This window comes from Micromonospora sp. NPDC005710 (assembly GCF_040630995.1).
Classification (GTDB): Bacteria; Actinomycetota; Actinomycetes; order Mycobacteriales; family Micromonosporaceae; genus Micromonospora.
In genome coordinates, this window is the sequence record NZ_JBEXYP010000005.1 from 146,429 (window position 1) to 170,619 (window position 24,191).

A 24,191-nucleotide genomic window follows, 5' to 3' on the forward strand; every position below is an offset into this window, starting at 1 on the left:
GGATGATGGCGATCCTGCATGCGCCGCTGATCACGCAGATGGTGGTCGCCGTCGCCGAGCTGGGTATCGCCGACCAGCTCGCCGACGGGCCCCAACCGGTAGAGGCGTTGGCCGCGAAGGTCGACGCCCGTCCGGACGCCCTGAACCGGATTCTGCGGGCGCTTGCCGGCGTCGGGGTGGTCGCCCAACCGGCGTCGGGGGTCTACGGTCCGACGCCGCTGCTCGACACACTCCGCACCGACGCACCGGGGTCGCTCGACGCGTGGGCCCGGTTGTGGGGGCTGCCCGAGCGTCAGGCAGCCCTCACGGCCCTCACGCTCGGCCTGCGCGACGAACGACCACCGTTCGAACAGATCTACGACCGGTCCTGGTGGGCCCACCTCGAACGACGACCCGAGCAGGCGGCGGTCTTCCGCGACGCGATGGGTGATCTGTCCCGTCAGCTCCACGCCCAGGCGGTCGCCGCGTACGACTTCTCCGGTGTCCGCCGGGTCTGTGACGTCGGCGGCGGCACCGGCAGTCTGGTGGCCACGCTGCTGAGGTCGTACCCGACGCTCACCGCTGTGCTCCTGGACCGGCCGGCGGTCGTCGCGCACGCCCACGCGGCTCTCGACGCGGCCGGTGTCGCCGACCGGGTGACGGTCGAAGGTGGGGACTTCTTCACCGCGGTGCCCGGCGGCGCCGACGCGTACCTCCTGTCGATGATCCTGCACGACTGGACCGACGAGCAGGTCGTCACCGTCCTGACGAACGTGCGCCGGGTGATCGACCCGGACGGCCGCCTGTTCGTCGTCGACGCCGTCATCCCGGAGGACGACCAGCCGCACGACGGCAAGCTGCGCGACATCATCATGCTCGCGCTGCACCCGGGGCGTGAGCGCACCGAGCGCGAGTTCGCGGCGGTGTTCGACAGCGCCGGATTCCGGCTCGCCGAAACACGCGAGGTCTCGGCCTCGACCGGTCTGCTCGTCGCCGTCCCCGTGTAGCGCTCAGGAGAACCCATGACCACCGAGCAGGACAACAGACTGCCACCGTCCGACGTGCGTCAGCGGTGGGACACCGTGCCGTACCCGGCCGACGCCGCGGACAGGTATCGCGCCGAAGGGCTGTGGCAGCCCCGCACGATCCCGGGCGAGCTGCGGGAGACCGTCCGCGCCCACCCGGACCGCGTCGCCGTCGTCACGCCGGGCGTGCGGTGGACGTACGCGGACCTCGACCGGCACTCCGACGCGATAGCCGCCGGTCTGCTGGACGCCGGGTTGCATCCGGGTGAGTCGGTGATCCTGCAGATCACCAACAGCGCTCTCGCGGTGGCCACCTGGTACGGCCTGCTCAAGGCCGGCCTGATCCCGGTGTGCACGCTGGCGATCCACCGACGCCACGAGATCGAGGAGATCGCCCGGCAGACCCGCGCCTCGGCCCATCTGGTGCAGGCCGATCTGCGCGGCTTCGACCTGGTGGCGTTCGCCGACGAGATCCGCCGGTTGGTGCCGAGCATCCGCCTGTTGGCCAGCATCGGGGGTCGCCCCGGCGCGTCCGGTCAGGAACGGATCGAGGATCTCGTCGACCGCCCGCTGTCCGACGGGCAGGCGGCCCGGCTGGCGCAGATCGACGCGAACACCGACCTCGACGCCCCCGCCGTGTTCCAGCTCTCCGGTGGCACCACTGGCGTGCCCAAGGTGATCCCCCGGCTGCACCCTGAGTACTGGTACAACGCTGTCGCGACCGCCCGCTGGTGGGGTTTCACCCCGCAGGACCGGCTCGGGTTCGGTCTGCCACTGGTGCACAACGCCGGCGCCACGAACGCGGTGCACGCCGCGCACTCGGTGGGCGCCGCGCTGCTGCTCGCCACACCGGTCGCCGACGATCTGCTGGCCCTGATGGACGACGAGCGGGCCACCTGGTTCATGAGCCCGCCGGGCCTGATGATCGAATACCTGCGGCATCCACGCTTCGACGGCGCGTTCGCCAGTGTCCACAGTTGTGTGCTGACCGCGGCGAAGGTGTCCCGGGAGCTGTTCGACGCGATCGAGGCGCGCGGGGTGCACGTCACCCAGGCGTTCGGGATGACCGAGGGGTTGTTCCTGTTCACGCCACGCGACGCGTCACCGCGGCTACGCGCCACCACTGTGGGTGTGCCGATCAGCCCGCTGGACGAGGTGGTCGTGCTGGAGCCCGGCACGCTGCGGCCGACGCCGCCGGGGGAGATCGGTGAGCTGTGCGCGCGGGGTCCGTACACGGTGCCCGGCTATCTCGGCGTGCCGGTCGGCGCCGACGTGGCGTTCACGCCCGACGGGTTCTACCGCAGCGGCGATCTGGTCCGCGGGCACGACCTGGACGGCCTGGTCGCCTACTCGATCGAGGGCCGGGTCAAGGACCTGATCAACCGAGGCGGCGAGAAGGTGAACGCCGAGGAGGTGGAGCGGATCCTGCTCGGTCACGAGTTGGTCGTCGACGCGGCGTTGGTGGCGATGCCGGACGAGCGACTGGGGGAGCGCGCCTGCGCCTACCTGGTGTGCCGCCCGGACGGGCCGCTGCCGACGCTCGACGACATCCGGAACTACCTGGAGGAGTTCGGCCTGGCCCGCTTCAAGTGGCCGGAGCGGATCGAGTTCGTGGACGCGCTGCCGCGTACCCCGATCGGCAAGATCTCCAAGCAGTGGCTCCGCGAGGACATCGTGCGTCGCCTGGGTGGCCCGCGCCCCTGACCCCGCAGCACCCGAAGGCCGGCCGTACTCACGTACGGCCGGCCTTTGTCGTACCCGCCCGGAGCGTCGGATCTGAGTAGAAAGTGGCTTTGATGGCAAAATGCCGGTCGTGGCTCCGACCTACAGGGTGAGGGGCACGCAACGAGTGCCATGACGACCGGGTAGGAGACAGACGATGAGCGATCTTCAGAAGCAGGTGCAGGTGCTGGTCGACGGGCTGGTGGACGACGGCGCCGAGGACGGCGTGCAGGTCGCCGTCTATCGCCACGGTGACCTGGTGGTCAACGTGGTGGCAGGGCTCGCGGACACGGCCTCCGGCCAACCTGTTCGGCCGGACACCCTCTTCTACTCGGCGTCGACGGGTAAGGCCGCCGCATCGACGGTGGCGCACGCGCTCGTGGACGACGGCGTGTTCGACTACGACACCCGGGTCGCCGACCTCTGGCCGGAGTTCGCCGCGCACGGCAAGGGCGAGGTACGGATCCGACACGTCCTGACACACTCGGCAGGTGTGCCGGCGGTCCCCGCGGACACCACCATCGAGCAACTCACCGACTGGAACGGCATGTGCCAGCTCATCGCCGACATGGAGCCCTGGTGGGCGCCCGGCGAGCGGGTCGGCTACCACGCGGCCACCTTCGGCTACCTGATCGGCGAGGTCGTCCGCCGGGCCACCGGCAAGCCGATCTCGACAGTGCTCGCCGAACGCGTCGCCGGGCCGATCGGAATGGCCGACGAGTTGTTCTTCGGGGTGCCGCAGGAGCACCTCGGCCGGGTGGCCCGACTGACCGACGACCCGGCGGGCAAAGCGGCGTTCGCCTCGATGCCACCGGAGTTTCCGCTGTTCAAGGCCGTTCCACCGGCGATCGTGCCGAACGCCGACTTCGGCAACCGGGCGGACGTGCTGACCTCGGACATGCCGTTCGCCGGCACGATGAGCGCCCGGGCGATCGCGACGATGTACGCCGCGCTCACCGGTGCGGTGGACGGCGTACGGCTGATCTCCCCGGAGCGGTTGGCCGAGGCCACCACGCTGGCCACCGCCGGCCTCGACGACGAGATGACCGGCGGCACCTCGACCTGGGCTCTCGGCTACTGCCTGGGCTGGCCGGGCACCTCCGACCCGTCGGACCGCCCGACGGTCTTCGGCATGGTGGGCATCGGCGGCAGCGCCGCGTTCGCCGACCGGGCGACCGGCGTCACCGTCGCGGTGACCAAGAACCGGTTCAACCCGATCGAGATGAACATCGTGCAGCGGGTCACCGAACTGGCCGACGAGGCGTTCGTCTGAGCCCTCCGGACACCGGCCCACTCGCGGGACAACTGGAAAAGCCCGTCGATCGATGACACATTTGGCGGCGCGGCTCCGACTGCACTGTGAAGGGTGCCGATCCGGCACAGCCTCTTCGAAGGAGTTCTTCCGTGAAGTACATGCTGTTGATCCACGCGAACCCCGCAACTGTCACGGGACGGTCCGAAGCCGAGACCACAAAGGTCTACGCCGAGATCGACGCCATCACCAAGGAGCTGTCCGAGTCCGGTGAGCTGATCGGCGGCGAGGTCCTGGCCGACGTGTCCCAGTCGAAGGTCGTCCGCGTCACCGGCGGCGTGCCGGTGACCACCGACGGCCCGTTCGTCGAGGCCAAGGAGCACCTGGCCGGCTACCTGATCGTCGAGACCGACAGCGAGCAGCGCGCGATCGACATCGCGGCCCGGTGGCCGGACGCCAGCGAGGGCGGCGCCATGGAGGTTCGGCCCATCATGGACATCGGCGGAACCGAGATGTGAGGTGGGCTGCGGGCCGGGCCACCCCGCTGTGGCCCGGCCCGCGCCCTCGCCGGCGCCGCTGGTCAGTCCGGCAGCCCGCGGACGAACGTCCGCAGGTCGGTGACCAGGAGAGCCGGCTGCTCAAGGGCGGGGAAGTGACCGCCCCGGTCAAACTCCGACCAGTGCGCGAGCGTCGGCAGGATGCCCTCCGCGAAGCGCCGTACCGGCCGAACCGCGTCCTCCGGGAACGCCGCCACGCCGACCGGCATGGCCAGCGGCCACGGGCCACCCCAGGTCCGCGCGAAGTCGGCGTCGCGGTGCGTCGACTCGAAGTAGAGCTGCGCACTCGACCCCGCCGTCGCCGTCAACCAGAAGATCGTGACAGTGGTGAGGATGTGCTCGCGGCTGATCGCGTCCTCCGGCGCCTTGTCGGCGGCGGACCACTCCTTGAACTTCTCCACGATCCAGGCGAGCTGCCCGACCGGGGAGTCGGTGAGCCCGTAGGACAGCGTCTGCGGTCGCGTCGACTGGATCTTCTGCCAGCCCATGCCGTCCTGCTGGAAATCCAACGCGAAGCCCAGTTTCGCCTGGTCGGCGGGGCTGAGTTCGCCGAACTCGTTGAAGTCCGGCGGCGGGAACGTCACGCACATGTTGAGGTGCACCCCGCGGACGTGCTCCGGGTCGGCCAGACCCACGCGCAGCGAGATCGGTGAGCCCCAGTCACCGCCCTGGGCCACGTACCTGTCGTAGCCGAGGTCCGCCATCAGCGTGGTCCACGCCCGGCCGACGCGCTCGGTGTCCCAGCCGGCCTGCCGCGTCGGCCCGGAGAAGCCGTACCCCGGGATGGTGGGGACGACGACGTGGAACGCGTCGGCCGCGTCGCCACCATGGGCGGCCGGGTCGACGAGCGCGTCGATGATGTCGACGAACTCGAAGCCGGTGCTCGGCCAGCCGTGGGTGAGCAGCAGTGGCGTGGCCCCCGGCACCTGCGAGCGGACATGCAGGAAGTGCACCTGGGCGCCGTCGATCTCGGTGACGAACTGCGGTATCTGGTTGAGCCGACGCTGGGTGGCGGCCCAGTCGTAGCCGGAGTGCCAGTACTCGGCCAGCTCCCGCAGGTAGCCGACCGGCACGCCACGGGTCCACCCCACGTCCGGGATCTCGTCCGGCCACCGGGTCGCGGCGATCCGTCGGCGCAGGTCGTCGATGTCGGACGGTGGAACGTCGATCTGGTACGGGCGCATCGTCCTACCTCTCGGGTTGTGGCCGGCTGACCGGGGCTACCGCCAGGGTCTGCGCCGGCGGCGGTACGGGCCGACCGGCCTTGCGCAGCACGCGGACGATCCGGTCGGGGCGGAGCAGGCTGGTCGGCGGGTCGATCAGGCCGGCCACCCGGATGAAGCCGTTCGTCAGTTCCGCGTCGTGTACGGCGGCCTTCTGGTACCGGGCGATGTACGCGTTGATCGTGCGGACCTTCGCGGTGCGACGGCCCTGGACTCCCGCGTAACCGAGGTCGGCGCTGGCCGAGAAGTCCCACGGTGAGTCGATCTCGGCGGCGATTCTGCGGAAGAACTCCCGCCAGTGCGGGACCGCGCCCTGGCGCAGGAGCTCGCCCAGCACCACCGACTCCACGGCGGCAACGGTCATGCCCTGGGCGTAGATCGGGTTGAAGCTGCACACCGCGTCGCCGAGCACCAGGAACCGCTCCGGGAACCGGGTCAGGTGCTCGTAGCGGCGTCGGACACTCGCCGGGTAGCGGAACTGCACCGGGTCGTCGAGCGGCTCGCAGTCGGCGAGCACCTTGGCGATCTCGGGCACCGGCACCGAGCGGACGAACTCCCCGAAACCCTCCGGATCGGTGGGCGGGTGGTCGCCGAGAATGCCGGTCAGCGACAGTTCCAGCTTGTTGTCGTCGCCCGGCAGTCGGTAGAAGAACGCGCCGCGCGGCTGCGCCGGAGTGGCCGCCGGGATGATCGCCAGGTCGCTGCCGAACGGGTCGTACGGCGCCTGGTAGTGCCGCGTCGTGTAGGCGAGGTCGATCTTCACCTTGTCCTCGGTGGGCCGCGCGTACCCCAGCTCGGCCAACCAGGCCGGCGTGCGCGAGCCCCGGCCGGTGGCGTCGATGACCAGGTCGGCGTCGAGCACCTCGGGCGTACTTCCGGGTGTCTGCGCCTGGATCCGCGCGCCGGTGACGGTCGCGCCGTCCGCGGTGACCGCCAGCCCGAGGACGTCGCGCTTCTGCAGGAACCGAACGTTGGGGATGGCCTGCACCCGCTTGCGCAGGTGGTATTCGAGCACGGGTCGGGTGGCGGGCACCGACAGGAGCCCGGAGGTCGACGGCTTGAGCCGCTGCCCACCGAAGATCCACTGGATGTCGCCGTTGAAGTCACCGGGCCGGACGCCGGCGTCGACCAGGTCGGCCATCAGGCCGGGGAACTGCCGTTCGAAGATCTGCTGGCCCTTCGCGACCAGCCCGTGCGCATGCCGACCGTGCGGGACTCCCCGCCGGTACGTCGGGTTGTCCACCACCTCGTCGCGGTCGACGAGCACCACGTCGTCGAACGACTCGGCGAGTTCCTTCGCCGCGAGCAGCGCCCCGAGGCTGGCGCCGAGCACGACCACACGATCGCCCACCTTGCGGCCCATGGTCACCGCCCTCCCTCGATCGTCGTCAGCGCCGCGTCCGGGCGGGTCAGCAGCTCGCGCAGCAGGTGAAGGTAACGGTCGACGAGGTCGTCGATCGTCTTCTGGTCGAACAGGTGGGCGCTGAAGCCGATCGCGCCGACGATGTCGTCGGACGGGCCGAGGTGCAGCGACCAGAGGATGCCGTCGGGCATGTCCGAACCGACCGGCTGGGAGATGACCCGCCGCCACACCGCCGAGTACTCCAGGTCGCCCACCCGCTCGCGCTCCATCACGAACGGCGGCTGGATGACCTGGAAGAGACAGGGCACGACGCCGGGCCCGATCGACGCCATCAGCTCGGGCGCCTCCTGCAGGACGTGCAGCAGCGGCACCTCGTGGGAGTACGCGCCGAGGCAGGTGGCGCGGGTCCGGGTGACCACGTCGCGGAAGGTGGCGGCGTCGGACAGGTCGGTCCGCAGCGGAACGAAGTTGAAGAACGAGCCGACCGTCTCCTGGAACCGGCCGTGCCCGCGTCCGGGAGTGAACGTCGGCACCGTCAGGTCGGTGCTGCCGGTCCACCGGCTCGCCAGCACGTAGAAGGCGGACAGCAGCACCATGAACGGTGAGGTGTGCGTGTCGGCCGCCAGGGCCGTGGTCGCCGAGCGGAGTTCGGCGTCGGTCACGAAGCGGTGCCAGGTGGTGGTCGGTACGGTGTCCGCCGCCAACTCCCGGTCGGCCGCGGTCACCATGATCCGCCCTCCGGCCAGCTTGTCCCGCCAGTAGTCACGGGCCGCGGCCAGCGGCGGGCTGTCCGCCTCCTCGTGCTGGGCGGCGATGTACTCGCGGTACTGCGGGGCAGTGCCCACGCCGGGCGTCTCCCCGGCGGCACGCTGGGCGTACGAGCGAGCCAGGTCGCGCAGGATGATCTGCATCGACCAGGCGTCGGCCGCCGAGTGGTGCGTGGTGAGGATCAGCACCGAGTCCGTCTCGTCGAAGCGCCCCAGCGTGGCCCGCAGCAGGGGCAGGTCGTGCACGTCGAGCGTGCCGGCCTCGATCTCGTTGATCAGCTCCTCGGCGCGGTGCTCGCGGTCGGCGGGGTCCACCCCCGGCAGGTCGCGGACGTCCACCTTCGGCGAGGTCACCGACAACACCCGCTGCCCGTGTTCGCCGTCGCGAAGGACAGACGTCCGGAGAGCCTCGTGCTGCCCGATCACGTCGGCCAGCGCCAGTTCGAGGGTGTCCACGTCGACCCGGCCGTGCACCCGCCAACCGTCGGCGATCAGGTAGTGCGGCCCGAACGGACCGGTGGTCTCGCCCGTGTCGAACAGCAGGAGAAACTCCTGCTGCAGCGAGAGCGGGAGATCCGCTGTCGCCGGGGCTGGTTGCTGCGAGATGGTCATGAGCGCTCCTCGTGGAGAGTCGGGGCGGGGTCAGTCCACGACGAACTGTCGCGGCCCGGGCGGACCCGCCCGCAGGCCGAGGCAGTCGGCGTTGTAGTCGTCGAGCAGGTGCTGGGCCTGCTCGGACGCGCGGGCGAAGCGGCCCGCCGGGTCGGCGTCGTGCAGGAGGATGTCCTCCATCGCGTGTGTCATCAGGCCCTGGATGCGGGGAAACTCGCCGAGGACGGCCCCGCGGGCGGCAGGTGAACCGTCGGTCGCCAGCAACTGCTCGATGGCGACCCGCTGATGCGGGCGCTCGTCGAACCAGCCATCGCCGGCCAGCCTGTCGATGGCCGTCGTGGTGACCGGGATGAACCAGGTCGCCTTGTGCCGCTCCGCGACGGCCCGCGGGTCGAGCAGGTGCTGCAGGAACGCGAGCGCGCCGTCCCGGACCGCCGGCTCCACGGTGTCGGTGAGCCAGATCGCGTCACCGCCGACGATGTTGCCCGCGTAGCGGACCTCGCCGTTGTGGGGCATCCGGCCGACCTCGACGCTGAACCCGTGGTCGCGGCCGGCCTGGATCAGCCACTCCGCCTCGACCGAGGAGCTGAGGACGAACGCGACCCGCTGCTCGGCGAACGCGGTGAAGTTCTCCTGCCAGGCCCGGCCGGTGTTCTCGCCGTACGCCTGCCCGCCGGTGTAGTGGTAGTGGCCGGCGCGGTGCAGACCGCGCCACCACTGCGCGAAGGCCACCATCTCCGGCCCGGCGAGGTCGACCTTCTCGGCGCGGCCGTCCCGGCCGTTGGCGTGGTCGGCGAGCAGACCACCCTGCTGGGCGACCGCCTGCTGGAAGATCCATCCGTGGTTGGGCCAGGTGATCGCCGGCCCGCCGGTGTGCGCGCTGACCGCCGTGCAGGCGGCAGTCACCTCGGCCCACGTGGTCGGCAGCGCGCTCACTCCCGCCGCCGCGAGCAGCGTGGTGTTGGCGTACAGCAGGGTGGTCGAGACCAGCGGGGGAGCCGCGAGCAGCAGCCCGTCCGCCGAGTAGTAGCCCCGCGCCGGGGCCACGATGTCGTCGGTGACCACCGGCACGCCGAGCACCTCGGTGCGCCCAGCGAGCGTCGTCGCGACCGGCCGGAACAGCGGTGCGCCGTCGACGTCGCGCATGTCCCGGGCCAGTTGCGTGGAGGTGTGGAAGTACTGCACGAGGGCCGGGGCGGCGCCGCGTCGGGCTGCGGCGTCCACATCGGCCGGCAGAGTCTTGTAGCTCGACTCGCGGATCCGGATCCGGTAGTCGGGGTGGGCGTCGTGGAAGCTCGCGGCCAGGGCCCGGATCCCACCCACGTAGTCGGGTACGGCCGGGTAGCTGGGCAGCCAGATGTCGATGCTGATGGGCTCGGCGTCCGTCCTCACGCAACAGTCCTCCGGCAGCTCGATGGGGTCGCCCAAAGGTTGCCCGTCGCGGCGGGAGGCGGTCATCTTCGCGAGTGCTGCGCCCCGCCGTCGGCGGCGACAGCGCACGACGGAAGTCGTCCCGGGCACCGGTTCGCAACAGACCCTGAGTACGCCGCACAGACATGTCGAAAACCGCGAGTCGGCTCCGACATGGCGGTAGAGGGGCCTGGGGGCGTCGAAGACCGCCGTCGCAGGCTCATGAGGCCGAGAAGGGATCGACACGATGGATAACCCCACGTCGACGCCAGCGAACGATCTGGCGGGACGTAAGGAATGGATCGGGCTGGCGGTGCTGGCGCTGCCGGCGATGCTCGTGGCGATGGATATCGGAGCACTGTTCCTGGCGCTGCCGCACCTCAGCGCGGACCTCGGCGTCAGCAGCGTGGAGCAGCTGTGGATCATCGACATCTACGGGTTCCTGCTGGCCGGCTTCCTGCTCACCATGGGCACCCTCGGTGACCGGGTCGGGCGCCGTCGGCTGCTCATGATCGGCGCTGTCGCCTTCACTGTGGCCTCGGTCCTCGCCGCGTACGCCAACAGCGGCACCACCCTGATCATCGCCCGCGCGTTGCTGGGCATCGCCGGTGCGACCCTGTCACCGTCGACGCTGGCGCTGATCACCAACATGTTCCGCAACGAGAAGCAGCGGGGCGTGGCGATCTCGATCTGGGCGTCCGCGCTGTTCGGTGGCACCGCGATCGGGCCGATCGTCGGCGGCGTGATGGTCGAGCACTTCTGGTGGGGCTCCGTGTTCCTGCTCGGCGTGCCGTTCATGATCGTGCTGCTGGCCACCGGTTTCGTGCTGCTTCCCGAGTACCGCGACCCCAACGCGGGCAAGTTCGACCTGTTCAGCGTGGTGCTGTCGCTCGGCGCGATCCTGCCGGTGGTGTACGGCGTCAAGGAGTTCGCCGCTAGTGACTCGGACAACCCGGCCATCGCGGGCGGCGCGATCCTGCTCGGCCTGGTGATCGGCTGGATCTTCGTCCGACGCCAGTCCCGGCTGGAGCACCCGTTGATCGACCTCACGATGTTCCGGAACGCCGCCTTCAGCGGCACCCTCGTCACGATGATGTTCGCCTCGGCCGCGCTCGCCGGCGTCAGCCTGATGAGCACGCAGTACATCCAGAGCGTCGAGGGCCTGTCACCGGCCGCGTCCGGTCTCTGGCAGGCGCCCACCGGTCTGGGCATCGCGATCGGCAGCATGGCCACGCCGATGCTGATGAAGTCGCTCAAGCCGGCCACCGCGATCATGATCGGGCTCGGCATCTCCCTGGTGGCGATGCTGGTGCTGACCCAGGCCGGCAGCTCCGGTTGGCTGATCGCTGTCGTCGTCGCCGTCGCGCTCGTCGCACTCGGCACCGGTCCGCTGTTCACCCAGGGCACCGGGATGGTGGTCAGCTCCGTACCCCCGGAGAAGGCCGGGTCGGCCGCGTCGCTCTCCGAGACCAGCAACGTGTTCGGTTCGACGCTGGGCCTCGCGCTGTTGGGCAGCGTCGGTGCCGCCGTGTACCGCGACCGGATGGCGGACGCGCCGCTGACCGACGTACCCCCGGAGATTGCCGACGTGTCCCGGGAGAACGTCGCCGCGGCGACGGCCGCCGCCGACTCGCTGCCGGGCAACCTGGCCACCGCCCTCCGCGACGTCGCCGGTGACGCGTTCACCTCCGCGATGAACGTGGTGGCGGGTGTCGAGGCGCTGCTTGTCGTCGCCCTTCTCGTGCTGGTGGCGCTGACGCTGCGCAACAAGTCCGCCGCACAGCCGTCCGGGTCCGACCCGGCGTCGTCAGCCCCTGCCTCGTCCTCGGCGTCCGCGTCCGCGTCGTCGGAGACCGTGCCCACCACCGGTGCCGTCTAGTCCGGACACCCCCATACGCCAACGGCGGTCGCCCATCCCCCCGGGCGACCGCCGTTGGTCCGTCCGCAGTGCACCTACCGCAGCATCGTCGTGCCGGGGCTGGCGTCGAGGCGGAACAGTCCGCTCGGATCGATCCGGGTGCGGACCCGGTCCGCCCGGTCGATCTGCTCCGGGCCGAGGTGCCGTTGCGGCTGCTGCCAGCTCTCCACGAACGTCGGCGCGGTGCGACCGGTGTCCCAGGGTGCCAGCGCCGCCCGGACGACAGCGCAGTGTTTCTCGATCGCCGCGGTGGCCTCGGGGCCGTCCGGGATCGCGTTGCCCAGGTACGAGTAGCGGGCGTCGAAATGGTCGAGTGCCCCGCCCCGCGGGTCCGGCACGGCCAGCGCCCCACCGAGCTGGCGCAGCTCCGCCGTGATCAGCGGCGATCCCGAGCCGGTCGCCGCCAGGAACGCGGCCGACGCCCGCTCGTCGAGGTCCGCGAGCAGCAGGTGGTCGCCGACGATCGGCACCGGCTCGTCCGGCCCGAGCTGAGCGCGGACCACCTCGGCCGGCGTGCACGGCAGCCACGACTCGACCACCGGGGCGGCCACCGCGCGCAGCTCGTCCAGCAGCTCGGTCAGCCCGCTCGGCGCGTCGTCGGCGCGCACCTCGGTCGCCGCCACGCCGATCATCGTTCCGCTTCGCAGCTCGGCCGGCACCATGGGTACGTCCGGCAGGTTGAGCACCTGGAACGCGCTGGTGACCTCCCACGGCGCGGTAGCTGCCCACCGGGTCCACCGCCTCAGCAGCTCCTCCGCGTGCACCACCGGCCAGTACGCCGAACCGGTGACCACCGGGCGCGCCGGGAACAGCCGTATCTCGACAGCGACCACCACCCCGAACCCACCTCCGCCGCCTCGCAGGGCCCAGAACAGCTCCGGGTCGGTGTCGGCGTCGACGCGGTGCAGCTCACCGTCCGCGGTGACCAGGTCGACGGCTGTCACACTGTTTGCCGCGAGCCCGACCAGCCGCCCGTAGACACTGACGCCGCCGCGCAGCAGGTAGCCGACCGCGCCGACGTCGGCCGACGACCCGTGTGGCGCGGCCAGGCCGTACGGTGCCGCCGCGTCGACGACGGCGCCCCAGCGGGTGCCGGCGGGAACCAGCGCGGTACGACGCGCCGTGTCGATCCGCACCGCGCCGTCCATCTCGGTACGCACCAGCACCGACCCGCTCATGTCCCGCGCCGCCGCGGCGCCGTGGCCGGTGCTGTGCACCCGCACCGGCAGGCACGTCGTCCGGGCGTACGCGAGCACGTCCCGCAGCTCGGCGAGGGTGCGTACGGTACGCGCGGCGGCCGGTCGGGGTGCGCCGTGCAGGTTGAACACTGTCGTGGCGTGTTCGTAGGCCGGATCGTGGGGGAAGTACACCTCGCCTGCCATCGTGGCTCCCTGGGTGGTGTGGACCGCTCAGTCGGGCAGCCGCACCGACAGACCGTGCCGGAAGACGTCCCGGGGGTCGTAGCGGCGCTTGACCCGCTGGAGGCGGGGATAGTTGTCCTTGAAGTAGAGGGTGTGCCAGGGCACGCCGGAGGTGTTCCACTCCGGATCGGCCAGGTCGACGTCGGGGTAACTGATGTAGGACCCGTCACTGATGTCGCCGGACACCGGGACACCGCCGCTCTCGGCGTAGACGTCCCGGTAGAACGCGCGGACCCAGGCGGTGTTGACGGCGTCGTCGTCGGGTGACTGCCAGGCGCCAGCGCTGTACGACGCCTTCACCACGCTGTCCCGCTGTGCCGCCGCGGTGGCGTCCGACGGGACGGCGTTGACCTGCCCGCCGAACGCGGTGAGCACGATGCCGGCCGCCGGGTTGGCGTACTCGGTGTCGGAGAGGTAGCGGAAGATCGTGGCCAGCTGCTTGTCGGTGTAGCCCCGGCGCAGATAGCCGGCCTTGTTCTTGTAGCGCCCCTTCGGGTCGCTGGGCCAGCTGTACGAGGGCATCCAGCTCGCCATCCAGTCGACCACGTCCCGGTCGACGGTCTGGGGGGTCAACCCGGTCCCGTCCCCGATCGCCGCGAGTTGGTCGTCGAGCATCCGGGCGGCACCCTCGACCGCGTCGTCGACAACGGCGGTGAGCGCCACGATGCCGGCCGAGCGGTGCATGACGATGAGGTTGCTCCACAGCTGGGTCTCCGGTGCGCCGACGGCGCTGTGCCTCTCCAGCCAGCCGCAGTAGTTCGCAATCAGTCGGGTCAGCGCGTCCTCGGTCATCCCGTCCCACGACCAGAGCACGTCGCAGCGGCGGATCCGGCGTGGCGCCGTGGGCAGCAGGCGCGACGGGTCGTCGGAGTCGACTCCCGGGCTGCGCAGCCAGAACCGGGTGACCACGCCGAAGCTGCCGCCACCGCCGCCCGCCGTCGCCCACCACAGGTCGTGGTGCGGGTCGTCGGGCTCCCGGGTGGCGATTACCACGTCGACGGTGCCCGACTCGTCGACGACGACGACCTCCACCGCGTACAGGTGGTCGACGACCAGTCCGTCGCGGCGGGACAGGTGACCGTAACCGCCGCCGGTGAGGTGACCGCCGACGCCCACCTCGAAGCAGGTGCCACCGGGAATCGTGACGCCCCAGGTGTCGTACAGGATCGGGTAGAGCGCCCCGAGGGTGATGCCGGCCTCGACCATGATGGCCCGCCGCTGCCTGTCGTAGGACACCGCGTTCATCGGCGCGAGGTCGATGAGCACCTGGATCTCGGGGTTGGCGAAGAAGTCCTCGAAGCAGTGGCCGCCACTGCGCACCGCCACCCGTCGGCCCGAGTCGACGGCCTCCCGCACCGCTGCGGCGACCTCCGTGGTGGTGCGGACCTGACGGACGTGCTCCGGGCGGCCGGTGAACCGGTGGTTGTACCCCTCGACGAGTGCGGCGTAGCGCGGGTCGTCGGGCAGGATGTCGGTCATGTGGGTGGGTCCCTCCGCTGGGCGACGACCATCAGACCCTCACATCCGCCTGCTGGCGGACGCATCTCTGATCGTGCGAACAGGTCGGCCGCCCCGCCGACAGCAGGCGGGGCGGCCGTTTCGTCCACCGCGTCGGACGCGTTCAGGTCCGCGCCGGGCTCTCGAGCACCGCCGGGTCGGCGTCCGGGTCGGTGAGCAGGATGTGCGGGTCCTCCATCTCGTACCAGCCGACGCCCGGCGGGCAACGGTCGTAGCCGAGCAGACGCTGGACCTCCTCGGGGAGCGTGAGGACGACGTCGCGCGGCACCGCCAGGAACTGGTTTTCCTCCTGCCGCAGGTTGCCGAGGTCGTACGAGACGGTGAGGCTGGTCCGTGGCTCGGTGGAGACGTTGCCGCCGCCGCCGTGGTAGACGCCGCCCAGCCAGAGCAGCGCCGACCCGGCGGGCATCGCGGCCGGGATCGCCTCGCTGTAGCGCGGGGCACGTTCGTCGTCCCAGTGATGGCTGCCCGGGATCACCAGGGTCGCGCCGTTCTCCTGGGTGAACTCGCTCAACGCGAGCATCAACTGCACGCGTGTCGTCGGGCCCGGGTGTCGACGCAGGTGCAGCGAGTCGTCGCGGTGCAGCGGCTGACGCCCCTGCCCCGGGTCGATCTGGATGGCCTGGGTCGCGCTGATCTGGATGTTGGGCGTCATCTCGATGCGGGCCTGACCGACCCACATGTGCACCGGCTTTTCCATGATCTGCCGCGCCGCGCCCAGATACAGCGGATGCAGGAAGATCGGGGTCAGATGGCTGGTACGCCGGAACAGCGACGAGACCCGTCGGGTCAGGTGACCGTCGTACCCGCTCTTGCTGTAGCGAGTGCCGTCGAGCAGGGGGCCGAGGTCTTCCCAGAGACCGTCGAGCGTGCTCTGGTCGACGAAGTTCTCGATGATCACGCAGCCGTCGCGCTCGAGCACGGTGACCACGTCGTCGAGGGGGGCATCGGACGTCACCCGGACGAACTCCACCATTGTCGGACTACCTTCCTCGGGCTTCGGCCTTCGCGACGATGTCGCGGGTGAAAGTGGCCAGGTTCGGGTCTTCGAAGAGGTCGCCGAGGTCCATCTGGACGCCGATCTCCTCCTGTACGCGGGCGACGATCCGCACAGCGGAGATGGACTGCCCGCTCAGTTCGAAGAACGTTCCGTCGGTCCGGTCGGCGGGGACGTTGAGAACGTCCCGCCAGATGGATTCGACCCGCTTCTCGATATCGGTGACGGTCGTGCCGGGTGGGTCGATCGGCATGGGAATCCTCCCGAGGTAAGAGCTGATGGTTGCCGCACGGGTCGGCCGGCGAATTCGGCGACCCCCACCGAATATGATGTCGGTGATATCGCTGAATGTGTTCTTCGCTGTTGCGCTCTCGTCGGGCGTATTCGTTTGGCCCCGGACACAAGGACGACCGGGCCCGGAGCGTTTGTCGCATCCAGGCCCGGCCGCGTCTGTTCACCCGGTTACAGGTACTGCGTGTTCGGCCCCATTCCGCACAGAATCCGGCCGTACAGTTCCAGGTTGGTGTTGGGGTGCATGATCGCGTGCAGGTTCAGCGTCTGCACGTCGCGTTGGATCCGCTGGATCGGCACGTGCTGGTAGACCGAGGAGCCTCCGCTCGCGGTGCGGAGCACGTCGACGGCGTCCTTGGCCGCCTGGCAGGCGGCGCCGAGGTCGAGGCGCGCCTTGGCGCGTTCCTCGAGCGTCCACTCCTCACCCGACCTGCCCTTGCGGTCCACCCGGTCGGCGGCCCGGTACTCGTGGAACTCGGCCTGGTCGATCTTGATCTCGGCCTCGGCCACCTGGAGGTGGGTGAGTGGCGCCTGGCTCTGGTCGGGATAGTCGGTATAGGTGATCTTCCGACCGGGGAGCCGCTCGAAGAACGCCTCCTTCGCGGCGCGGGCCAGACCCAGCGCTGTCGCGCCGACCGTCGCGCAGGCCACCGGCATGAACGGACCACCCCACATGCTGGTGTTCGGGTCCTGCTGCAGCGGGTGCTGACCCATGATGATCGGCACCATCGACACGACACGTTCCTCGGGCACGAACACGCCCTCGGCGACCGTCGAGACGCTGCCGGAGCCGCGCAGGCCCGACGTGTGCCAGTCGTCGATGATCTGCAGATCAGCGATCGGGACCAGCGTCATGATCGGTTCGTAGCCCCCGTCGGGGGTGGGCCGGACGGCCGCGTTGGTGTTCCACTGACTCTGCGTCGCACCGGTGTTGAACGACCACTTGCCGTTGAGCAGGTAGCCGCCCTCGGTCGGGACGGCCATCGCGGTCGGGCTGAGGATGCCGGCGATCCGGACCGACGGGTCGGCGAAGACCTCCTCCCGCACCGAGTCCGGGAACAGGCCGGTGACAAAGCTGCTGATGTGCCAGACCGCCACGGTCCAGGCGGCTGAGCCGTCACCGCGGGCCAGTTCGGCGATGACCTCGACGACGGCCCGAGTGTCGGACTCGTAGCCGCCGAACGCCTCGGGCACCCGCATCCGCAGGATGCCCGCGTCACTCAACGCCTCCACGACCTCGTCGTGCAGTCGGCGATTGTCCTCGCTCCACTGGGCGTGCCGGGCCAGCAACGGCACCAGCTCCGTGGCCGCGCGAACGAGGTCGGCGCGGGGCGGAGCGTCGGTGATCGACATCGATCCTCCTCGAAAGGTTTGGGGAGTCCGTGAATTGCGCGTCGGAACTGACGGCGGACGCCCATCTGACCCTCGCACCACGGCTGCCGTCACGCATCTTCCGGAGTGCGCTGCTCCCCGGTGGGGCAAGAGTCGGACCGGCGCAATATGGAAGGTGCGCCGTTCCGGTTCGGGCAGGTGATATTGACTTCCGTCGTAGCACCCTTTGCTGCGCCCGTCGTCGAAGGGATTTCCGACATGGAACGGTTCCGGGTGGACATTCTTCAGGAGGACGTGGAGGATCTCCGTCGCCGACTGCGGGAAACCCGCTGGCCCGTGCTCTTCGACGCCGGCTGGGACCGCGGCGTGCCCGTCGACTACCTCCGCGAACTCGTGGACTACTGGTGCGACGAGTTCGACTGGCGTGCGATGGAGCGGCGCCTCAACGAGGTCCCACAGTTCGTCACCACGATCAACGGTGCGCCGGTGCACTTCCTGCACGTACGCTCACCGGAGCCGAACGCCACTCCGATGATCATCACGCACGGCTGGCCCGGCTCGGTGACCGAGTTCCTCGACGTGATCGGCCCACTGACCGACCCCGTCGCGCACGGCGGGGACGCGGCCGACGCCTTCCATCTGGTGATCCCGTCGATGCCGGGGTTCGGGTTCTCCGGGCCGATGCCGGCGCCCGGCTGGAACAACCTCACCGTCGCCAAGGCCTGGGCGGAGCTGATGAGCCGGCTCGGCTACGACAGCTACCTCGCGCAGGGCGGCGACTTCGGCGCCGGAATCTCGTACGCGTTGGCCCAGATCGACGCGGAGCACGTGGTGGGTCTGCACCTGAACACCCTCGTGACCACGCCGGCGGCGGACGGTTCGGACGTGCTCGACGACGAGGACCAGCGGCGCCTGGCCCGCTCGCAGCGCTTCCTCGACGTGCTGGCCGGCTCCATGAAGCTGCAGGCGACCCGGCCGCACACCATCGCGTACGCGTTGAGCGACTCGCCGGTCGGCCAGCTCGCCTGGATCGTGGAGAAGTTCAAGGACTGGGCCGACTCCGGCAAGGTGCCCGAGGACGCCGTCGAGCGGGACCGGATCCTGGCCATCGTCTCGATCTTCTGGTTCACCGGCACCGCAGGTTCGTCGGCGCAGTTCTACTACGAGACCGTCGACTATCTGCCGATCTCGAACCCCACGGTGCGCTACGCCCCGATCCGGCAGCCGCTCGGCGTCGCGGTGTTCCCGCAGGGTGTGTTCCTGCCGATCCGCCGATTCGTCGAGCGCGACTTCCCGACCCTGGTGCACTGGTCGGAGTTCGACCGTGGTGGCCACTTCGCGGCCCTGGAGGAGCCCGACCTGTTCGTCGGCGACGTGCGGGCCTTCGCCCGCGTCGTGCGGGCCGGCTCGTGACGGACACCGAACCCCGGGTGGACGATTTCCGGGCGGTGGGGGAGCGGCTGCGCAACTGGGGTCGCTGGGGCCTGGACGACGAGCGCGGCACCGTCAACCTCATCACACCGGAGCGGCTTGTCGCGGCCGGCCGACTGATCCGCGCGGGACGGACCTTCGACCTGGGGATCAACCTGGACGACAAGGGGCCGCAGAACGGCCGCTTCCGCAGCAACCCGGTGCACCTGATGTCGGAGACCGGTGCGGAGCAGGTGTTTCCCGGTGGCTTCCGGTACGCCGACGACTTCCTGTTCATGCCGATCCAGGCCTCGTCGCAGTGGGACGCGTTGGCCCACGTCTTCTACGACGGCCAGTTCTACAACGGGTTTCCCGCCGACGAGCTGACCGTCAAGGGCGCTGCCCGCTGCGGAATCGACAGGCAGGGCAAGGGGATCGCGGGTCGGGGTGTGCTGCTCGACATTCCCGCGGTTCGTGGTGTGCCGTGGCTGGAGGTCGGCGACGTCATCACCCCCGACGATCTGGACGCGGCCATCACCCGGCAGGGCGGCGTGGACGTCGGCCCCGGAGACATCCTGCTGGTTCGTACGGGGTGGCGGCGCAAGTTCGTCGAGCAGGGGCAGGACGCCGGGTTCATGGCCGGGGAACCCGGCCTGGGCCTGGCCAGCTGCCAGTGGCTGCGCGACCGCGACGTCGCCGCGGTCTGCGCGGACAACTGGGCGGTCGAGGCGTTGCCGGGCGAGGACCCGGGCGCATTCCTGGCCGTGCACATGGTGTTGATCAGGGACATGGGCCTGACGCTCGGCGAGATCCTCGACTTCGAGGAGCTGACCGAGGACTGCCGGGCCGACGGGGTGTGGGAGTTCTTCTTCGCGGCGCCGCCGCTCAAGATCACCCGAGCTGTCGGTTCGCCGATCAACCCGCTCGCCATCAAGTGATCCGACCACCCTGAAACGGGGCAGCCATGGGACGCCACCTCTTCACGTCCGAATCGGTGACCGAGGGTCACCCCGACAAGATCGCCGACCAGATCAGCGACGGGATTCTCGACGCGCTGCTGGCCGCGGACCCGCACAGCCGGGTCGCCGTCGAGACGCTCATCACCACCGGGCAGGTGCACGTCGCCGGCGAGGTGACGACGAGCGCCTACACCGACATCCCGACGATCGTCCGGGAGACGATCCTGGGTATCGGGTACGACTCGTCGCACAAGGGTTTCGACGGCGCGTCCTGCGGCGTCAGCGTGTCGATCGGGGCGCAGTCGCCCGACATCGCCCGCGGGGTCGACCAGGCGGGAGCCGCCCAGGGCGCGGGCGACCAGGGGATGATGTTCGGTTTCGCCTGCGACCAGACGCCGGAGCTGATGCCGCTGCCGATCGCGCTGGCCCACCGGTTGTCCCGCCGGCTCACCGCCGTGCGCAAGGACGGCCTGCTGCCCTACCTGCGGCCGGACGGCAAGACCCAGGTCACCATCGAGTACGACGCCGGCCGTCCGGTGCGGGTCGACACCGTAGTGGTGTCGGCTCAGCACGCCGCCGACATCTCGCTGGAGTCGATGTTGACTCCGGACGTCCGGGACCGCGTCGTGCTGCCGGAACTGGAAACGCTCGACCTCGACGTGGACAACCTCCGGCTGCTGGTCAACCCCACCGGGCGATTCGAGATCGGTGGCCCGATGGGTGACGCGGGGCTGACCGGTCGGAAGATCATCGTCGACACCTACGGCGGATACGCCCGCCACGGTGGCGGTGCCTTCTCCGGCAAGGACCCGTCCAAGGTGGACCGTTCGGCGGCGTACGCGATGCGGTGGGTGGCGAAGACCATCGTCGCGGCCGGCCTGGCACGGACGTGCGAGACCCAGGTGGCCTACGCGATCGGCGTCGCCGAACCGGTGAGCCTGTCGATCGAGACGTTCGGCACCGAGAGCGTCGCGCCGGAGCGGATCGAAAAGGCCGTGGCGGAGGTGTTCGACCTGCGTCCGGCGGCCATCATCCGGGACCTCGACCTGCTGCGCCCGGTCTACCGCGCGACGTCGGCGTACGGGCACTTCGGTCGGCAGTTGCCCACCTTCACCTGGGAGGACACCAGCCGGGCCGAGAGTCTGGCGTCGCTCGCCGCGTAGCGCCTGCGCGCCGAGAGCGCAACCCTCTCAACGCCGCAATTCGGAAGTTGAGGGATGGAACCCCATATTGACATGCTTTTCCGAGCAGAAGGGGGCGGTGGTCGCAAATGTCCATGCACGACACGACGAGCATGCTTCCTACCTCCGCGGCGCAGGACGGCCTCTGGTTCCTCGATCGTCTGACGCCCAGGACCCCGGCGCTGCACCGCTACCGGGCGTACCGGATCGCCGGACCGCTCGAGGTCGCCGCACTGCGGGCGGCCTGGACGGCGGTTGTCGACCGGCACGAGATCCTGCGCGTCCGCTTCACCGAATCCGGTCGCGCCGTCCTCGACGAGAGCCTGCCCGCCGCGATGTCGGTGGTGGACTGCTCGACCGGCGGGCGCCAGGGCCAGCCGACTGTCGAGGCGTTCCTCGCCGCCGAGGTGGCGGCCCCGTTTCTCCTCGACCAGGGCCCCCTGGCCCGGCTCGCCCTGGCCCGACTGGCCCCGCTGCGGCACTGCCTCGTGCTCGTCGCGCACCAGATCGTCGCGGACGAGCCCTCGATGTCGACAGTGATCGACGAGCTGGGGCGGCACTACGCCGCGGCACTGGGCGGCGCACCGGCGCGCCCGGTCGGCACGGAGGCCGCACCGCGGTTCTCCGACCACGTCCGCGCCACACGCGCTGTCGAGGCCGCCGCCCGGCGGGCCGAGAAATGGTGGCGGGAGTCCACCGCGCCGGCACCTGTCGAACTGCCCAGCAACCGGAGCCGGGGCGCCGACGTCGACTGGCGGGCCGGCGTGTACCACTTCGACTGGGGCGTCGAGCTGAGCAACGACCTGCACCGGCTCGCGCTCGACGCCGGCACGGCGCCGCTGGCGGTCGTGCTCGCCGCCCTGGAAGTGGTGCTGGCGCGCTACAGCGGAGAGCGCCGGATCGCGGTCGGCACCCGGGTGGGTACCCGGCTCGCGACCACGCCGACCGGGCTGGTCGGGCCGTTCGAGAACCTCGCCCTGATCGACGTCGACCTGACCGGCACGCCTACCTTCCGGGAGCTCGTCGATCAGGTCGCCGGCCGTCTCGACGCGATGTCCGACCAGCGGCACCTGCCGTTCGGCCGGCTCGTGGAACTGCTCGGCGCACCCCGCGACCCGCGCACCATCCCACTGGTGAACGTGCTCGTCGACGAGGCCGCCGACGAGCACTCCACAGTGCGCCTGGCGCACACCACGGCGACCCGGCAGGACATCGACCCTCCGGCGACGATCGCCGACCTGGAACTGCGGGTGGCGACCCGGCCGGCGACGATCGGCACCATCGCCTACCGCACCGAGTTGTTCGACGACGACACCGTCGAACGGATCGCCGACCAGATGCTCAGCGTCCTCGCCGCCGGGATCGCCACACCTGACACGCCGGCGACCGCCCTTCCAATGGATCAGCCGACCCCCGGCGCCGACGAGCTGGGCGGCGACGACCGCATCGCCGACGGGCCCCCGGTCGCCGTGCCGGTGCACGAACTGGTGCGGCGGATCGTCGACACCCACCCGGAGCGCCTGGCGGTGCTGTCCGACAGCGGCGGTCTCACGTACGCCGGGCTGTGGTCGCGGGCCCGCGAGATCGCCGCCGCCCTGCTCGCGCGGGGTGCGGGCGGACGCCCGGTGGTGGTGCGACTCCCGTCCGGGCCGGAGCAGACCGCGGCGTTGCTCGGGGTGCTCGCCGCCGGCGCACACCTGTGTTGGTTCGGCACCGGGGAGGTGGGTGGCCGCGGTCGTGCCGTGCTCGCCGACCTGCGTCCCGCGTGTCTGCTGGTCGCCGGTGACCCGGACGACGACGAGCTGGCCCGCTGGGCCCGCATCGAACTCGACATCGCCGTGCACGACGTGGCGACCCTGACCGGGGTCGGGGCGCTGCCGACTGTCGACGCCGACGCGGTGGCCTACGTCGCCTACACCTCCGGATCGACCGGACGGCCCAAGGGCATCGCCCAGCCGCACTCGGCGTTCGGCCAGTTCGTCACCTGGCTCGGCACCCGGTTCGAGATGGGCGACGGTGCCCGGGTGGCGCAGTGGGTGGCGCCCGACCACGACCCCGCGCTGTGTGAGGTGTTCGCCACCCTCACCAGCGGCGGCACACTGTGCCTGACCGCGCCCGACATCCGGATCCACGGCGAGAAGCTCGTCGACTGGATGGCCAAAAGGGAGATCACCCACCTGCAGACCGTGCCGAGTTTCGCCCGCGAACTGCTGCGGGTGGTCACCAGCCGCACGGACCGGCCCATCCGGGCCCTGCGGCACCTGCTGCTGATGGGTGAGGCGCTGCCGGGGGAGCTGGTCAACCGGCTGCACGACAACCTGCGCGGCGTACGCCTGGCGAATCTCTACGGACCGACCGAGACGATCGCCGCCACCTGGCAGCCGATCGACCGACCGGTGGATGGTGCGACGCCCATCGGACGGTCGATTCCCGGCCGGCAGGTGCTCGTCCTCGACGCCGACGAGCGACAGTGCCCGGCCGGTGTCACAGGCGCCATCGTCATCCGCAGTCCCTTCGTGGCGGCCGGCTACCTCGGTGCCGCCGATCCCTCCACGGCGTTCGCCCCGGTCGGCGGACAGTCCGACATCCGCACCTACCGCACCGGTGACCTGGGCCGTTGGCGCTTCGACGGCGCCCTGGAGTACCGGGGCCGCGAGGACTTCCAGATCAAGGTGTACGGCGTACGCCTCGAACTGGGCGACGTCGAGGCCGCCCTGCAGACGCACTCCTCGGTCCGCGAGTGCGGCGTGGCAGCGGTCCATGGACCGGACGGGCTGGTCAACCGCCTCGACGCGTACGTCGTGCCGATCCGACCCGGGGAGGGCTCGCCCGAGGTGTGGCGGGCCCACCTGCGCCAGCGGCTCGGCAAGGTCATCCCCGTCGTCTTCCGTACCGTCGACGGCCGCCTTCCCCGCAACGTCGGGGGCAAGGTCGACCGGCGGCGGCTGCCCGAGCTGGCACGCCCGGTGGGGGCTGCGACGACGACGTCGCTCACCGACACCGAGCAGACCCTCGCGGCCCTGTGGGCCGAGGTGGTCGACGCGGGCCTACCGGGGCTCGACGACAACTTCTTCACTGCCGGTGGACGCTCCGCGCTGATCCCGGCGCTGCTCCACCGCGTCTCCCAACGGTTCGGCGTACACGTGCCGATCCGCGACTTCTACGCCAACCCGTCGCTCCGCGCCCTCGCCAACGCCGTCAGCGTCGCCGGCGGCGAGGACGGACCACGACGGTAGGCACCGGGCAGAGCCCAC

18 protein-coding genes are annotated in these 24,191 nt (G+C 70.6%); 9 read left to right on the forward strand and 9 right to left on the reverse strand.

The genetic code is table 11. The features are described from left to right. Nucleotides 1-5: 5 nt before the first annotated feature. The 4 genes from ABZ406_RS08885 (at nt 6) to ABZ406_RS08900 (ending at nt 4,496) form a co-directional block, all read left to right on the forward strand. Nucleotides 6-986 (forward strand): methyltransferase, encoded by a 981-nt coding sequence (locus ABZ406_RS08885; protein ID WP_357757595.1) that lies wholly within the window; start codon nt 6-8, stop codon nt 984-986. A gap of 15 nt (nt 987-1,001) precedes the next feature. Further along, the gene (locus ABZ406_RS08890) at nt 1,002-2,708 is read left to right on the forward strand and encodes an AMP-binding protein (RefSeq protein WP_357757598.1); all 1,707 of its coding nucleotides are present in this window, start codon (nt 1,002-1,004) and stop codon (nt 2,706-2,708) included. Between the two features lie 175 nt (nt 2,709-2,883). Continuing rightward, entirely contained in the window at nt 2,884-3,999 is a 1,116-nt protein-coding gene (locus tag ABZ406_RS08895; RefSeq protein WP_357757601.1) for a serine hydrolase domain-containing protein, read from the forward strand. Between the two features lie 140 nt (nt 4,000-4,139). After that, entirely contained in the window at nt 4,140-4,496 is a 357-nt protein-coding gene (locus tag ABZ406_RS08900; RefSeq protein WP_357758174.1) for a YciI family protein, read from the forward strand. Nucleotides 4,497-4,558: 62 nt separating this feature from the next. On the opposite strand, the gene ABZ406_RS08905 is transcribed toward ABZ406_RS08900, so the two are convergent. Genes ABZ406_RS08905 through ABZ406_RS08920 form a run of 4 tightly spaced genes read right to left on the reverse strand, consistent with a single transcriptional unit; the run spans nt 4,559 to nt 9,892 of the window. Then, a complete protein-coding gene (locus tag ABZ406_RS08905; protein WP_357757604.1) occupies nt 4,559-5,719 on the reverse strand; it encodes an epoxide hydrolase family protein in 1,161 nt (386 codons plus the stop codon). Between the two features lie 4 nt (nt 5,720-5,723). After that, nucleotides 5,724-7,121 (reverse strand): FAD-binding monooxygenase, encoded by a 1,398-nt coding sequence (locus tag ABZ406_RS08910; RefSeq protein WP_357757607.1) that lies wholly within the window; start codon nt 7,119-7,121, stop codon nt 5,724-5,726. Between the two features lie 2 nt (nt 7,122-7,123). Continuing rightward, nucleotides 7,124-8,500: a condensation domain-containing protein gene (locus ABZ406_RS08915; protein ID WP_357757610.1), complete on the reverse strand. Its 1,377-nt coding sequence runs from the start codon at nt 8,498-8,500 to the stop codon at nt 7,124-7,126. A gap of 30 nt (nt 8,501-8,530) precedes the next feature. Continuing rightward, nucleotides 8,531-9,892 carry an extracellular solute-binding protein gene (locus ABZ406_RS08920; protein WP_357757613.1) on the reverse strand — a complete coding sequence of 454 codons (1,362 nt, stop codon included), beginning with the start codon at nt 9,890-9,892 and terminating at the stop codon, nt 8,531-8,533. Between the two features lie 265 nt (nt 9,893-10,157). Between ABZ406_RS08920 and ABZ406_RS08925 the strand changes: the two genes are divergently transcribed. Next, nucleotides 10,158-11,789, forward strand: a complete 1,632-nt coding sequence (locus ABZ406_RS08925) for an MFS transporter (RefSeq protein WP_357757616.1) — start codon at nt 10,158-10,160, stop codon at nt 11,787-11,789. A gap of 74 nt (nt 11,790-11,863) precedes the next feature. On the opposite strand, the gene ABZ406_RS08930 is transcribed toward ABZ406_RS08925, so the two are convergent. The 5 genes from ABZ406_RS08930 to ABZ406_RS08950 form a co-directional block, all read right to left on the reverse strand. Continuing rightward, on the reverse strand, nt 11,864-13,210 hold the full coding sequence (locus ABZ406_RS08930) for an FAD-dependent oxidoreductase (RefSeq protein ID WP_357757619.1): 1,347 nt from the start codon (nt 13,208-13,210) through the stop codon (nt 11,864-11,866). 27 nt (nt 13,211-13,237) lie between these two features. Next, nucleotides 13,238-14,728, reverse strand: a complete 1,491-nt coding sequence (locus ABZ406_RS08935; protein WP_357757622.1) for an FAD-binding protein — start codon at nt 14,726-14,728, stop codon at nt 13,238-13,240. 142 nt (nt 14,729-14,870) lie between these two features. After that, nucleotides 14,871-15,743 (reverse strand): phytanoyl-CoA dioxygenase family protein, encoded by an 873-nt coding sequence (locus ABZ406_RS08940; RefSeq protein ID WP_357757625.1) that lies wholly within the window; start codon nt 15,741-15,743, stop codon nt 14,871-14,873. 7 nt (nt 15,744-15,750) lie between these two features. Further along, nucleotides 15,751-16,017 (reverse strand): phosphopantetheine-binding protein, encoded by a 267-nt coding sequence (locus tag ABZ406_RS08945; protein WP_357757628.1) that lies wholly within the window; start codon nt 16,015-16,017, stop codon nt 15,751-15,753. 209 nt (nt 16,018-16,226) lie between these two features. After that, nucleotides 16,227-17,408, reverse strand: coding sequence for an acyl-CoA dehydrogenase family protein (locus ABZ406_RS08950; RefSeq protein WP_357757631.1), 1,182 nt, complete (start codon nt 17,406-17,408; stop codon nt 16,227-16,229). Between the two features lie 237 nt (nt 17,409-17,645). Here ABZ406_RS08950 and ABZ406_RS08955 point away from each other — a divergent pair, with 237 nt between their 5' ends. From ABZ406_RS08955 to ABZ406_RS08970, 4 genes are all read left to right on the forward strand, one after another. Further along, nucleotides 17,646-18,800, forward strand: a complete 1,155-nt coding sequence (locus ABZ406_RS08955) for an epoxide hydrolase family protein (protein ID WP_357757634.1) — start codon at nt 17,646-17,648, stop codon at nt 18,798-18,800. A 17-nt stretch (nt 18,801-18,817) separates the two neighbouring features. Further along, the gene (locus ABZ406_RS08960) at nt 18,818-19,735 is read left to right on the forward strand and encodes a cyclase family protein (RefSeq protein WP_357757637.1); all 918 of its coding nucleotides are present in this window, start codon (nt 18,818-18,820) and stop codon (nt 19,733-19,735) included. 26 nt (nt 19,736-19,761) lie between these two features. Further along, nucleotides 19,762-20,919, forward strand: a complete 1,158-nt coding sequence (gene metK, locus ABZ406_RS08965; protein WP_357757640.1) for a methionine adenosyltransferase — start codon at nt 19,762-19,764, stop codon at nt 20,917-20,919. A 107-nt stretch (nt 20,920-21,026) separates the two neighbouring features. Continuing rightward, nucleotides 21,027-24,173 (forward strand): AMP-binding protein, encoded by a 3,147-nt coding sequence (locus ABZ406_RS08970; protein ID WP_357757643.1) that lies wholly within the window; start codon nt 21,027-21,029, stop codon nt 24,171-24,173. The last annotated feature ends 18 nt before the right edge of the window (nt 24,174-24,191 follow it).